This is a genomic window from Flavobacterium azizsancarii (assembly GCF_027980145.1).
GTDB lineage: Bacteria > Bacteroidota > Bacteroidia > Flavobacteriales > Flavobacteriaceae > Flavobacterium > Flavobacterium azizsancarii.
On record NZ_JAMZNK010000048.1, the window covers coordinates 25,182 to 38,340 of the forward strand.

A 13,159-nucleotide genomic window follows, 5' to 3' on the forward strand; every position below is an offset into this window, starting at 1 on the left:
AGAAAAACAAAAAACATGAAAGTAACCTTAAACAGAGTAAACGATGCGTTTCATTTTAAACTCAAAAATGAGCGTGGTCATGTAGTTGATGTTGATAGCAGAGCCGAATTTGGCGGAAGCGATTTAGGGGCAAGTCCAATGGAATTGGTATTAATGGGAGTTGCAGGTTGCAGCGCTATTGATATGATTTCGATATTAAAGAAACAACGTCAGGAAATAACTTCTTTTAACGCTGAGGTAGAAGGAGAACGTGTAAAAGTTGCAGAAGCAACACCATTTAAAGAAATCAATGTGGTTTTTTATTTAGAAGGTGAAATCAACCCGGAGAAGGCAAAAAAAGCGGCACAGCTTTCTTTCGAGAAATATTGTTCAGTAGCCAAAACGGTTGAGCCAACAGCTACGATCAAATACAAAGTTGTATTAAACAACGAAGAATTATAGAATTAGAAAATTGGTCAATTAGAAAATTAGATAATTTTTTAGACTATCTATCACGTAATAAATATTCGCATCAAATTCCTTAGTGAGTCTCTGTGTTTCTTTTGCGAGTCTTTGTGAAATTAAAAATAAGTGACGAATTAGTGCTAATCAGTGCAATTCGTGTTAAAACAAAAAAAAATGAACGAAGAAGAATTTGGCTTTGAAACTTTAGCCATAAGAACACATTTAGAAAAAACGCAATTTCAGGAACATTCAACTCCCTTGTATTTATCATCAAGTTTTGTATTTGATGATGCAGAGGATATGAGAGCGTCTTTTACTGAAGAAAAAGTACGTAATATCTATTCCCGTTTTAGCAACCCAAACACAACCGAGTTTGTAGATAAGGTTTGCGCCATGGAAGGTGCTGAGGCTGGTTATGCTTTTGCAACCGGAATGGCAGCAATATATTCGACTTTTGCAGCATTGCTGGAATCAGGCGATCACATAGTTTCAGCAGGAAGTGTTTTTGGGTCGACTCACGCGTTGTTTATGACTTATTTTCCAAAATGGAAAATTGAAACCTCTTATTTTGATATTAATAAACCGGAAACGATAGAGAGTTTTATTAAACCAAATACTAAAATTTTATATGCTGAAACCCCTACAAATCCGGGTGTGGATGTAGTTGATTTAGAATTGTTGGGTCAAATTGCAAAAAAACACAATTTGATTTTAATAATTGACAACTGTTTTGCAACACCATATATTCAGCAGCCTATTAAATATGGTGCGCATTTAGTGATTCACTCAGCAACAAAATTAATAGACGGACAAGGTCGTGTTTTAGGAGGAGTTGCAGTTGGAGAAGCTGAATTGATTCGTAAAATATATTTGTTTTCAAGAAATACAGGACCGGCTATGTCACCGTTTAATGCATGGGTTTTGTCAAAAAGTTTAGAGACTTTGGCAGTTCGTGTTGACAAGCATTGCGAAAATGCTTTAAAAGTTGCAGAGTTTTTAGAAAATCATCCAAATGTAGAAAGCGTAAAATATCCGTTTTTAAAATCGCATCCAAAGTATGAAATTGCCAAAAAACAAATGCTTTTAGGCGGTAACATAATTGCAATTGAAATTAAAGGAGGAATCGAAGCAGGAAGGAAATTTTTGGATAAGATTAAATTATGTTCGCTTTCGGCAAATATTGGAGACGTAAAAACGATTGTAACACATCCTGCATCAACAACACATAGCAAATTATCTGTTGAAGAAAAACTTGCTGTTGGAATTACAGAAGGATTAGTGCGAGTTTCTGTAGGTCTGGAAACCGTAAAAGATATTATTGCAGATTTAGATCAGGCACTTTCTTAAGTAATTTTATATTTAAGAGTTTAGATTATAATGTAAATGGCGATTTTTGACTGTAAATTATTTACCGTTGAAAATCGCTTTTTAGTTGTAATTTATTAAACTATACTAATTTAGTAGAACTTAGTTTTTCAATGTGTTATTTTTCTCATTCAAAAAGCTTATTTTTGTTGCAGAAAAATATTTAGCTGTTGTTTTTTGAAGAAATCTAAAAAAACAACAATCTAAAATCTAAAATATATATAAGTGCTTTCAAAGAAAACAAAATACGGAATTAAAGCTTTAACCTATTTAGCCAGACGTGAAAATAATGATCCTGTACAAATTGCTGAAATTGCGAAAAGCGAACATATTTCGATAAAATTTTTAGAAAGTATATTATTGCTTCTTAGAAATTCGGGTTTCCTTGGAGCTAAAAAAGGAAAAGGCGGAGGTTATTACCTGATAAAAGATCCAAAAGAAATCAGTATGGCCAAAGTATATCGTATTCTGGAAGGTCCTATTGCTTTACTGCCTTGCGCAAGTCATAATTTTTATGAAAGATGCGATGATTGCGATGATGAAACTACTTGTGCAGCAAGACGTTTAATGATGGAAGTACGTGATAATACACTTAAAATATTAGAAAGTAACTCTCTGGCAGATATCGCATTTTAAAGAGAATTTTAAAACATATAAGCCATGTAAGGCAATATAAGTGTTGCTTTAATTAAGGAATGTAAGTTTTATTAAATGAACTTATGTTACTTATATGGTGGATAAATTAAAAAATCAGTTTATATCCGGCTAGAAAAAGCATTATTGCAATAGCATTTCTAAGGAATGCATCCGGTACTTTTCCGCTTAACATACTTCCTATAAAAATTCCAGGTAGCGAGCCTAATAATAGCTGACCTAGTAAAGCCAAATCTAAATTCCCCATTGAGGCATGTCCAATTCCAGCTACAAGCGTTAAAGGAACGGCATGAGCAATTTCAGTTCCTACCAAGCGAGGTGTTGGTAAAAGAGGGTAAAGGAAAAATAAAGTAACGGTTCCTAAAGCTCCGGCACCAATAGAAGTCAAAGTAACGGTTGCTCCCAATAATACCCCAATCCCTATAGTTAACATGTTTTGAGTATGACTTTCAGTATGAAATCTGTCACCCGCATGTTTTTGAGAAAGCACCAATAATTTCTTTTTGAATAAAATCGCAATTGAGGTAAAAAGCAGTGCCCAGCCTAAACTGTATTTTATAACCGCATTTATTGTGGAAATATCTGTTTTAATGCTATGCAATATCCATAAAGTCAATAAAGCTGCAGGAACACTTCCTAAAGTCAACCATCCGGTAATTGTCCAATTAATATTGCCCTTTTTATGGTGTACAAATACACCACCCATTTTGGTGAAAGCTGCATATAATAAATCGGTGCCAACTGCTGTCGTTGGAGGAATGCCAAAATATAATAAAATAGGAGTCATCAAAGAACCGCCTCCAACACCTGTTAACCCAACAACAAAACCCACTACTAAACCGGCAATTACGAGACCTATATTAAAATCCATGAAAAAATATTTGCTGTAAAAATAAGAACAATTTTATAATAATCCTATGGATTTGGTAGACTTTAAAATACTATATTTGCAAAAGAATATCTTTAATGTTTTTATCTTGTTGGAATACAGTCTGATACGGTTTTTAACTTATGAAACCAATTTGTTATATTCTTCCAAATTGGTAGTTGCTTGATCAAAAGAGGATTAGAGTTGTAAAAAAATGGAATAATGTTTTGATATTTAGAAATAAGTACTAATTTTGCATAGTAATCTATTAAGCCGATAGGGTAATAGTTTTCTGGGCTAAAAACCAAGCCATTAAGATGGAAAAAGAATTAAAAATAAATAGTGTTGGAGTAAAGGCTTATGCCGCAATAAATGAGAAATTATTGGTTGTAATACCTATTGTTTTATTGACAGGTTTATTACTTACATTGATGTACAATCATCATGCTGAATTTTCCTGGAATGCATTTATTGAAGGCTTTAATCAGGAATTTTTAGTCTTTTTTGCTATTGGTCTTTTTGCTCAACTAGTTGATGGTACTTTAGGAATGGGATATGGAGCGACTTCTACCTCATTTTTATTGGCTTACGGAGTTCCTCCGGTTATAAGTAGTACAGGAGTTCACGTTGCAGAAATGTTTACTACCGGAGCATCGGCTATTTCGCATCATAAATTTGGAAATATCAATAAAAAGCTAGTGAAGCATTTGTTGATTCCAGGAGTTTTAGGTTCGATTACGGGAGCATATTTATTGTCTGATGTTATTAGTGGAGATGTTATAAAGCCTTTTATTGCTGTTTATATGATTATTTTGGCAGTTATCATAATTAAAAAAGCATTGGCAAAAACGATTGTTAAAAAGAAAACAAAGAAATTAGGAATTCTTGCCACATTTGGCGGTTTTATGGATGCTGTTGGTGGTGGCGGATGGGGACCAATCGTCACGTCTACATTATTAGGACGCGGAAGAAACCCAAGATATACAATAGGTTCTGTAAATGCTGCTGAGTTTGCTATTTCATTTGCAAGTGGAATTACTTTCATGCTTTTTGGAGGAATTCACGGCTGGCAAGTAATTATAGGTTTGATTTTAGGAGGCGTAATTGCAGCACCAATAGGAGCTTATTTGGTAAACAAAATTAAAAGAAAGCCAATGATGGTGGCAGTTGGAATATTAATTATATTATTAAGTTTGAAAACATTATCTAAAATTATTGTAAATATTTTTTAGAAAAGGAAAGAAAGAGATTATGAGTGCGACGAGTATACAATCATTATTAGATAGAACAAAAGATTTTTCGCTGGATGAAACATTGGTTTTTTTAGCAAATGAATATCCCGGGAAAGTAATTTTTTCGACTTCTTTTGGTCAGGAAGATCAGGTAATTACTGATTTTATTGCAAAAAGTAATACTGATATTACCATTTTTACATTAGATACAGGAAGATTATTTCAGGAGACTTATGATGTTTTTCACAAAACATTAAAAAAATACAAAAAACAAATAGAGGTTTACTTTCCTGAAGCAGCTTCTGTAGAAAACTTATTGAAACAAAAAGGACCAAACAGCTTTTATGATTCGGTTGAAAACAGAAAAGAATGTTGTTTCATCCGTAAAGTAGTTCCGTTAAGGAAAGCTTTAGCAGGAAACTCAATTTGGATTACCGGTTTAAGAGCCGAGCAATCTGAGAACAGAAACGATTTACAATTGTTTGAATACGATGGAGGTTTCGAAATTATAAAGTTCAACCCGTTATTAAAATGGAGTTTAGAAGAAGTTGAAACGTATCTGTCAGAAAATAATGTTCCTCAAAATGCTTTACACAAACAAGGCTTCGTAAGTATAGGTTGCGCGCCGTGTACAAGAGCAATTTTCCCGGGTGAAGATATCAGAGCCGGAAGATGGTGGTGGGAATCAAGCCATAAAGAATGTGGTTTGCATGGTGCGAAGAAAGAGTAGAGAAGCGAGAGAATAGAATCAAGAGACAAGAGAATAGAATAAAGAATATAGATTTTGAGTTCCGGAGGAACGATTCATATTGTAGCGTCGGGTTTCAACCCGATGGAGGAGGAACGTTTCATATTGTAGCGTTGGGTTTCAACCCGATGGAGGAGGAACGGTTCATATTGTAGCGTCGGTGATTAACCCGATGGAAAATGAAGATTTATATTGTAGCGTCGTTCCGAGATTTCGGGATAACCGATGAAAATATTACAAAAACGGATTTCAATCCGTTGAAAAAACAAAAACAAAAAACACAGAATAACGATAGTCTTATAGGTTTTAGATTAAACTCACAGCGATCTGAAATTAAAAACTGTCAAGCATTAAACAAAATATCAAATGAGTTCAAGTTCAGTATTAAAAACAAACGCTTTAGAGAGTGAAGCGATATACATTTTCAGAGAAGTAATTTCACAATTTGACAAACCTGTTTTACTTTTTTCTGGAGGAAAAGATTCTATAACGTTAGTTCGTTTGGCACAAAAAGCATTTTTCCCTGCTAAGATTCCGTTTCCTCTTTTGCATGTTGATACAGGACATAATTTCCCTGAAACAATTGCTTTTAGAGATAAATTGGTTGAGGAATTAGGATTAGAATTAATTGTTCGTAATGTTCAGGATGCTATTGATGACGGAAAAGTAGTTGAAGAAACCGGAAAATATTCTAGTAGAAACAGCTTGCAGACGATTACGCTTTTAGACGCTATCGAAGAATTTAAGTTTGATGCTTGTATTGGCGGAGCCCGTCGTGATGAAGAAAAAGCAAGAGCAAAGGAACGTATTTTTTCAGTTCGTGATGATTTCGGTCAATGGGATGAAAAAAACCAACGTCCTGAGTTATTTGATATTTTGAATGGAAAAATAGAAAATGGACAAAACGTTCGTGTGTTTCCAATTTCAAACTGGACAGAATTAGATGTTTGGAGTTATATCGAAAAAGAACACATTGAGATTCCATCTATTTATTTTTCACATAAAAGAAAAGTTTTTTTGAGAGACGGTTTAATCTGGTCACATTCTCCTTTTGTGTATCAGGAAGAAGACGAGCAAATCGAAGAAAGAATTGTTCGCTTCAGAACCGTTGGAGATATGACTTGTACAGCTGCTGTTGATTCGTATGCTGCAACAATCAAAGAAGTTGTTGGAGAAATCAGAGAATCAACTATTTCTGAAAGAGGAGCCAGAATCGACGACAAACGTTCTGAAGCCGCAATGGAAAAAAGAAAACAACAAGGATACTTTTAATAAGTGTAAATTATTAATTATGAATTGTGAATGCAATTCAGAAAGTGAAAATCAGAAACAAAAAAACATACAGCTTTAAATTTTAGTTCAAAGGGAATCAACTTTAAACTTGAAACCTGAAACAAAATTTTTAAACCTGAAACAAAATAACAGAATGGAAGTTTTAAAAATAGCAACAGCAGGAAGTGTAGATGACGGAAAAAGTACTTTGATCGGGAGATTATTGTATGATACAAAATCATTGACGACTGATAAAATAGAGGCAATCGAAAAAAGCAGTAAACAAAAAGGTTACGATTATCTTGATTTCTCATTAGCAACTGATGGATTGGTGGCAGAAAGAGAACAAGGAATCACGATTGATGTTGCACACATTTATTTTTCGACTGCAAAGAAAAGTTACATTATTGCCGATACTCCGGGTCACGTAGAATATACCAGAAACATGGTTACAGGAGCATCGACTTCTCAGGTTTCTATTATTTTAATTGACGCAAGAAAAGGTGTAATTGAGCAAACATATCGTCACTTTTTTATCAATAATTTATTGAGAGTAAAAGAGGTAATTGTAGCGATTAACAAAATGGATTTAGTTGATTATTCTGAAGAAGTTTACAATAAAATCAAAGCCGATTTTCAGGCATTAAATGCTAAAAGTACTTTCAAAGAACAAAATGTAAGTTATATTCCGTTAAGTGCGATCAATGGCGGAAATGTGGTGGATCAATCAAAAGATATGCCTTGGTACACAGGTCAAACCGTTTTAGAGCATTTAGAAGGATTAGACTCTGCGGATGTTTTTGAAACAGGAAAAGCACGTTTTCCGGTTCAGACTGTTATTCGTCCAAAAACAGAAGAATACCATGATTTTAGAGGTTACGCAGGAAAATTATACGGAAACTCTATTAAGGTTGGAGATGCTGTAACAGTTTTGCCTTCTTTAACTGAATCTAAAGTTGCAAAAATTCACTTTTTCGATAAAACATTTGACGAAGCCGTTGCAGGTTCTTCGATTACTATCGAATTAGAAAACGATATCAATGTAACAAGAGGTGACATGATTGTAAAATCATCGGAACTTCCAAAAATTGAAAAAGAAATAACTACAACCGTGTGTTGGATGGACAGTAAAAAACTGGTTGCAGGTACAAAATATATTGTGCAGCACAACACAAACTCAGTTTTGGCAAAAGTAGAAAGTATCAAAAATACCATCTCAACTGATTATTCAGGAACAACAGAAGCATCACAATTAGCTATAAACGAGATTGGAGAAGTAAGCATTAAATTAAGCAAGCCATTATATTTTGATGCCTATAACGATAATAAATCAAACGGAGCTTTTATCTTAATTGATACAGCAACAAATACCACAGCAGGAGTAGGATTTATTAGGTAAATCCCCCTAGCCCCCGAAAGGGGAATGATTAAGAGTCAATAAAAAAATATTAATTCTCCAGTTTTACTCCTTCCCCTTCGGGGAGGGTTGGGAGGGGAAAGCCAAAAACAAATGGAAAGTTTTAGAACAGAAATAGAAAATCCGATCGTTCAGAAAGAGATCATCGATTTAGAAAAAAAGATTCATTTATTCCGTGGAGGAAAAATTGATGATGAACGTTTTCGTAGTCTTCGTTTAGCGCGTGGAATTTACGGACAACGTCAGGAAGGCGTTCAAATGATTCGTATTAAATTGCCGTATGGTAAAGTAACCAGCGAGCAATTGGTACGTATTACTAAAGTTTCTGATGAATATTCTACAGGACGTTTGCACATTACAACACGTCAGGACATTCAGATTCACTATGTAAGTCTAGACAGAACCCCGGAACTTTGGGCAAACTTGGCAAAAGACGATGTTACCTTGCGTGAAGCATGTGGTAACACGGTAAGAAATATTACAGGAAGCGAATTAGCAGGTGTAGACGTAAACGAACCATTTGATGTTTCGCCTTATGCACATGCTTTGTTTCAATACCTATTAAGAAACCCAATTTGTCAGGAAATGGGACGTAAATTCAAAATTTCGTTCTCATCATCAGATGAAGATACCGCTTTGAGTTATTTGCACGATTTAGGATTTATTCCAAAAATTGTTAATGGAGTTCGTGGTTTCAAAATCATGTTAGGTGGAGGTTTAGGATCTCAACCGGCACATGCTGAATTACTTTCAGAATTTGTTCCGGCAAATCAAATCATTCCAACAGCAGAAGGTGTGATTCGTATTTTTGACCGATACGGAGAACGTGCAAAAAGAATGAAAGCGCGTTTGAAATTTTTAATCAAAGAAATAGGAAGAGATACTTTCATGGATTTGGTTGAAAAAGAGAAAAAAGCAATCGCTTTTGAAACTTACGAAATAGACACAACCGCTTTTGAAGCTCCAATTCCGGAAACATTATTGCCAGTTCCATCAGTAACAATTGATGATACGGCAGCTTATGAAACGTGGAAAAAATCTAACGTAATTGCTCAAAAGCAAGCAGGTTATTCAGCTATTGGAATCAAAGTTTTATTAGGAGATTTTTATACTGATAAAGCAAGATTATTAGCTGATTTAATAAAAAATTACGCCGCAAATGAATTGCGTTTTACATTGCGTCAGAATATTGTAATTCGTCACGTAAAAAATGAAAATTTACCATTCTTTTATCAGGAATTGGAAAAACTGGGATTTGTTGATTTAGGATATAATTCTACAGCAGATATTACAGCTTGTCCAGGAACAGATACTTGTAATTTAGGAATTGCAAGTAGTACAGGAATTGCAGAAGAATTAGAAAAAGTGCTGAATGCAGAATATCCGCAATACTTAAACAATCGCGAAATCGAGATTAAAATCTCGGGTTGTATGAATGCTTGTGGGCAACATAATATGTCTGCAATAGGTTTTCAGGGAATGTCAATCAATTCAGGAAAATTAGTAGCTCCGGCATTGCAGGTTTTATTAGGTGGAGGAAGATTAGGAAACGGTTCAGGACGTTTTGCAGATAAAGTAATTAAAATCCCAAGCCGTAGAGGACCAGATGCATTGCGTACGATCTTAAATGATTTTGATGCGAATGCAAACGGAGAAAAATTCCTTAATTATTATGACGCAAAAGGAGAGAAATATTTCTATGAAATTTTAAAACCTTTCGCAGATGTAACCAATTTAACCGAAGCTGATTTTGTAGACTGGGGAAATGCTGACAACTACGTAAAAGCAGTTGGAGTAGGAGAATGTGCGGGAGTTGTGATCGACTTGGTTGCTACTTTATTATTAGAAGCAAAAGACAAATTGACATTCGCACAAGAATCATTCGACGAAGGAAAATGGTCAGATGCAATTTATCACGCTTACGCAGGATTTGTAAATGGTGCAAAAGCATTATTACTTTCCGAAAACGAAAAAACAAATAATCACGCAGGAATTGTAGATTTATTCGACACCGTTTTCATTGCAACTGATAAAATTCAATTATCAACATCATTTAGAGAATTAGTATATCAAATCAATACAACGGAGCCTTCAGAAGCATTTGCGAAAGCATACATTCAACAAGGGATTTCATTTTTTTATACTATAGAAAAATACAGAGCTCAAGAATTAGCAAATGCATAATATAATAAAACCCAAAGTAACTTTAGTTGGCGCAGGTCCCGGAGATCCTGATTTGCTTACGCTGAAAGCCGTAAAAGCCCTTGCTGAAGCGAATGTGGTTTTGTACGATGCATTGGCCAATGACGAAATATTAGCACACGCACCTAAAAATGCCATCAAAATTTTTGTTGGAAAAAAGATAGGAAATCACGCTTATACGCAGGATCAAATCAATCAGTTAATTGTGGATAATGCATTGACTTATGGAAATGTAGTGCGTTTAAAAGGCGGAGATCCGTTTATTTTTGGGCGTGGAAGCGAAGAAATAGAATTCATAGAAAGTTTCGAAATACCAACGGCAGTTGTTCCAGGAATATCTTCGGTAGTGGCAGTTCCGGCAAGTCAGGGAATTTCGATTACCAAAAGAGGAGTTTCAGAAAGTTTTTGGGCGATTACAGGCACAACTTCAGATAGAAAATTATCTTCTGATGTGGCTTTGGCAGCACAATCATCTGCAACAGTAGTTATCTTGATGGGAATGCACAAATTGCCTCAGATTATAGATTTGTTTCAAAAAGAAAATAAAGGCAATTTACCCGTTGCGATCATTCAAAACGGAACAACATCCGAAGAAAAAGTAGGCGTTGGAACAGTAAATTCGATTTTAGAAGTTGTAAAACAAAAGAAATTGAGTTCACCAGCAATTATTGTTCTAGGAGAAGTTGTCCGCGAAAGCAACAAATTAAAGGGCTTTTACGAAGAATTTCTATCAAAAGAAATTGCAAGATAAAGTTCCGGAGGAACGATTTTTATTGTAGCGTGGGGTTTCAACCCGATGTTGACAAAGATGATCAATCAGTCAATAAAGTTCCGGAGGAACGATTCATATTGTAGCGTCGGGTTTTAACCCGATGTACGCAAAAACATATCGACATGGTAATTAAAATCATGTAATAAATATGTAAATTGGATTTTTTATCCAATGAAATTAAATTAAAATGGAACAGAACGAATTATATCCAATATTCTTAAAACTTCACAATCTGAATGTTTTAATTGTTGGAGGAGGAAATGTAGGATTAGAAAAGCTTTCTTTTTTACTAAAGTCGAGTCCAAATGCAAATGTTGAGGTTGTAGCACCTGATTTTCATTTAGAAATTAAAGTTTTAGCAGAAAATCATCCTTCAATCAAATTGACGGAAGCGAAGTTTAAGAAAAAGATGCTCAAAAAACGCCACATGGTAATCGCTTGTACCGATGATTTGGAAGTCAATAAAAGGGTATATGATTTATCCAGAAAACGTTATTTAATTTGCAATATTGCCGATACGCCAGATTTATGTGATTATTATTTAGGCGGAATTGTAACAAAAGGAAATGTAAAAATTGCCATTTCGACCAACGGAAAATCACCAACAACAGCAAAAAGACTTCGTGAGTTTTTTGAAGATGTAATTCCGGAGGATATCAACAAAATGGTCGAAAACCTCAATGAATACAGGAAGACACTAAAAGGTGATTTTGAAGACAAGGTTAAAAAGATGAACGAGATTACGGATTCATTGAAAAATAAAGAATAACAAAAAGTCCGGGGGGACGATTCATATTGTAGCTTCGTGTTTAACCCGATGAAAAATTACACAAAGAAATCAATGACAAAAATCATTGGCAGAAGAATAAATTATTTGTTTCTTTGTATTATTAAGAATGATTATAAACAACAACCATAATGATTAAAACAGATATACTTATAATTGGAGCAGGACCAACAGGTTTATTTGCCGTTTTCGAGGCAGGATTATTAAAATTAAAATGTCATATTTTAGATGCTTTACCACAAGCAGGAGGACAACTTTCAGAATTGTATCCAAAAAAACCTATTTATGATATTCCTGGTTTCCCGGAAGTTTTAGCAGGAGATTTAATAGATAACTTACAAGAGCAAATTAAGCAATTTGAGCCAGGTTATACATTAGGAGAACGTGCTGAAACAATCGAAAAACAAGAAGACGGAAGTTTCATTGTAACCTCAAATAAAGGAACTAAATTTCACGCACCGGTAATTGCTATCGCTGGAGGTTTAGGAAGTTTTGAACCACGCAAACCACTTATAGAAGATATCGACTTTTATGAAGATAAAGGAGTAAAATACTTCATCAAAAATCCGGAGAAATTCAGAGACAAAAGGGTTGTAATTGCCGGAGGAGGAGATTCAGCTTTAGACTGGAGTATTTTCCTTGCCAGTGTAGCTTCAGAAGTAACTTTAATTCACCGTAGAAACGAATTTAGAGGAGCTCTTGATTCAGTAGAAAAAGTACAGGAATTAAAAACATCCGGAAAAATTAAACTAATTACTCCTGCAGAAGTAATCGGAATCAATGGTGCTGAGCACGTTGAATCGTTAGATATCGAAGAAAACGGAGCACACCGCAAAATCGAGACAGATTTCTTTATTCCACTTTTCGGATTAACGCCAAAATTAGGTCCAATCGGCGACTGGGGATTAGAAATCGAGAAAAATGCGATCAAAGTAAACAATGCATTAGATTACCAAACGAACATTCCTGGAATCTTCGCCATTGGAGACATCAATACATATCCTGGAAAATTAAAATTAATCCTTTGTGGATTCCACGAAGCGACTTTAATGTGTCAGGCAGCATACGGAATCATCAATCCGGGTAAAAAATACGTACTTAAATATACCACAGTTTCTGGTGTAGATGGTTTCGACGGAACTCGTAAAGAAGCGCCAAAAGCGGTTGTTAAGGCGATAGTCTAAGTTGCTAAGGTTCTAAGATACTAAGACGCTAAGATTTTTATATATTAAGTAGCTGTCTCAAAACTGAGTCAGCTACTTTTTTTTAGTTTGTATTTTCATTAACAATTTTGTAAATTTAATCAGTGTTAAGTAACTGATTATATATGAGATTCAAACATTATAACCAACAACAAACGGTACTTTTGCCTTATTCGTTTGATGATTTAATTCCACA

12 protein-coding genes are annotated in these 13,159 nt (G+C 34.6%); 11 read left to right on the plus strand and 1 reads right to left on the minus strand.

The features are described from left to right. The first annotated feature begins 15 nt into the window (after positions 1–15). The 3 genes from NJT12_RS20635 to NJT12_RS20645 all read left to right on the plus strand — a co-directional run bounded on the left by NJT12_RS20635 (position 16) and on the right by NJT12_RS20645 (position 2,445). The gene (locus NJT12_RS20635) at positions 16–441 is read left to right on the plus strand and encodes an OsmC family protein (protein WP_271337872.1); all 426 of its coding nucleotides are present in this window, start codon (positions 16–18) and stop codon (positions 439–441) included. Positions 442–618: 177 nt separating this feature from the next. Next, the gene (locus NJT12_RS20640) at positions 619–1,791 is read left to right on the plus strand and encodes a trans-sulfuration enzyme family protein (protein WP_271337873.1); all 1,173 of its coding nucleotides are present in this window, start codon (positions 619–621) and stop codon (positions 1,789–1,791) included. A 243-nt stretch (positions 1,792–2,034) separates the two neighbouring features. After that, positions 2,035–2,445 (plus strand): RrF2 family transcriptional regulator, encoded by a 411-nt coding sequence (locus NJT12_RS20645; protein WP_271337874.1) that lies wholly within the window; start codon positions 2,035–2,037, stop codon positions 2,443–2,445. 106 nt (positions 2,446–2,551) lie between these two features. On the opposite strand, the gene NJT12_RS20650 is transcribed toward NJT12_RS20645, so the two are convergent. Next, positions 2,552–3,334 (minus strand): sulfite exporter TauE/SafE family protein, encoded by a 783-nt coding sequence (locus NJT12_RS20650; protein ID WP_271337875.1) that lies wholly within the window; start codon positions 3,332–3,334, stop codon positions 2,552–2,554. Positions 3,335–3,648: 314 nt separating this feature from the next. On the opposite strand from NJT12_RS20650, the gene NJT12_RS20655 reads away from it, so the two are divergent. The 8 genes from NJT12_RS20655 to NJT12_RS20690 all read left to right on the plus strand — a co-directional run bounded on the left by NJT12_RS20655 (position 3,649) and on the right by NJT12_RS20690 (position 12,945). After that, on the plus strand, positions 3,649–4,563 hold the full coding sequence (locus tag NJT12_RS20655) for a sulfite exporter TauE/SafE family protein (protein ID WP_271337877.1): 915 nt from the start codon (positions 3,649–3,651) through the stop codon (positions 4,561–4,563). A 19-nt stretch (positions 4,564–4,582) separates the two neighbouring features. Beyond that, the gene (locus NJT12_RS20660) at positions 4,583–5,293 is read left to right on the plus strand and encodes a phosphoadenylyl-sulfate reductase (protein WP_271337879.1); all 711 of its coding nucleotides are present in this window, start codon (positions 4,583–4,585) and stop codon (positions 5,291–5,293) included. Between the two features lie 384 nt (positions 5,294–5,677). After that, on the plus strand, positions 5,678–6,583 hold the full coding sequence (gene cysD, locus NJT12_RS20665; RefSeq protein WP_271337880.1) for a sulfate adenylyltransferase subunit CysD: 906 nt from the start codon (positions 5,678–5,680) through the stop codon (positions 6,581–6,583). Between the two features lie 154 nt (positions 6,584–6,737). Further along, positions 6,738–7,982 carry a sulfate adenylyltransferase subunit 1 gene (locus NJT12_RS20670; protein ID WP_271337882.1) on the plus strand — a complete coding sequence of 415 codons (1,245 nt, stop codon included), beginning with the start codon at positions 6,738–6,740 and terminating at the stop codon, positions 7,980–7,982. A gap of 111 nt (positions 7,983–8,093) precedes the next feature. Then, positions 8,094–10,184 carry a HEPN domain-containing protein gene (locus tag NJT12_RS20675; RefSeq protein WP_271337884.1) on the plus strand — a complete coding sequence of 697 codons (2,091 nt, stop codon included), beginning with the start codon at positions 8,094–8,096 and terminating at the stop codon, positions 10,182–10,184. Then, positions 10,177–10,953: a uroporphyrinogen-III C-methyltransferase gene (gene cobA, locus NJT12_RS20680; protein WP_271337886.1), complete on the plus strand. Its 777-nt coding sequence runs from the start codon at positions 10,177–10,179 to the stop codon at positions 10,951–10,953. The genes NJT12_RS20675 and cobA overlap by 8 nt, the downstream gene beginning before the upstream one ends. A 208-nt stretch (positions 10,954–11,161) precedes the next feature. Further along, entirely contained in the window at positions 11,162–11,743 is a 582-nt protein-coding gene (locus NJT12_RS20685; RefSeq protein ID WP_271337888.1) for a precorrin-2 dehydrogenase/sirohydrochlorin ferrochelatase family protein, read from the plus strand. Between the two features lie 149 nt (positions 11,744–11,892). Continuing rightward, entirely contained in the window at positions 11,893–12,945 is a 1,053-nt protein-coding gene (locus NJT12_RS20690; protein ID WP_271337889.1) for an NAD(P)/FAD-dependent oxidoreductase, read from the plus strand. Positions 12,946–13,159: the final 214 nt, after the last annotated feature.

Excerpts from the sequence above, each read along its gene's own strand:
- NJT12_RS20635 (WP_271337872.1), top strand. The coding sequence starts at position 16 with ATGAAAGTAACCTTAAACAGAGTAAACGATGCGTTTCATTTTAAACTC.
- NJT12_RS20640 (WP_271337873.1), top strand. The coding sequence starts at position 619 with ATGAACGAAGAAGAATTTGGCTTTGAAACTTTAGCCATAAGAACACAT.
- NJT12_RS20650 (WP_271337875.1), bottom strand. The coding sequence starts at position 3,334 with ATGGATTTTAATATAGGTCTCGTAATTGCCGGTTTAGTAGTGGGTTTT.
- NJT12_RS20655 (WP_271337877.1), top strand. The coding sequence starts at position 3,649 with ATGGAAAAAGAATTAAAAATAAATAGTGTTGGAGTAAAGGCTTATGCC.
- NJT12_RS20660 (WP_271337879.1), top strand. The coding sequence starts at position 4,583 with ATGAGTGCGACGAGTATACAATCATTATTAGATAGAACAAAAGATTTT.
- cysD (WP_271337880.1), top strand. The coding sequence starts at position 5,678 with ATGAGTTCAAGTTCAGTATTAAAAACAAACGCTTTAGAGAGTGAAGCG.
- NJT12_RS20670 (WP_271337882.1), top strand. The coding sequence starts at position 6,738 with ATGGAAGTTTTAAAAATAGCAACAGCAGGAAGTGTAGATGACGGAAAA.
- NJT12_RS20675 (WP_271337884.1), top strand. The coding sequence starts at position 8,094 with ATGGAAAGTTTTAGAACAGAAATAGAAAATCCGATCGTTCAGAAAGAG.
- cobA (WP_271337886.1), top strand. The coding sequence starts at position 10,177 with ATGCATAATATAATAAAACCCAAAGTAACTTTAGTTGGCGCAGGTCCC.
- NJT12_RS20685 (WP_271337888.1), top strand. The coding sequence starts at position 11,162 with ATGGAACAGAACGAATTATATCCAATATTCTTAAAACTTCACAATCTG.
- NJT12_RS20690 (WP_271337889.1), top strand. The coding sequence starts at position 11,893 with ATGATTAAAACAGATATACTTATAATTGGAGCAGGACCAACAGGTTTA.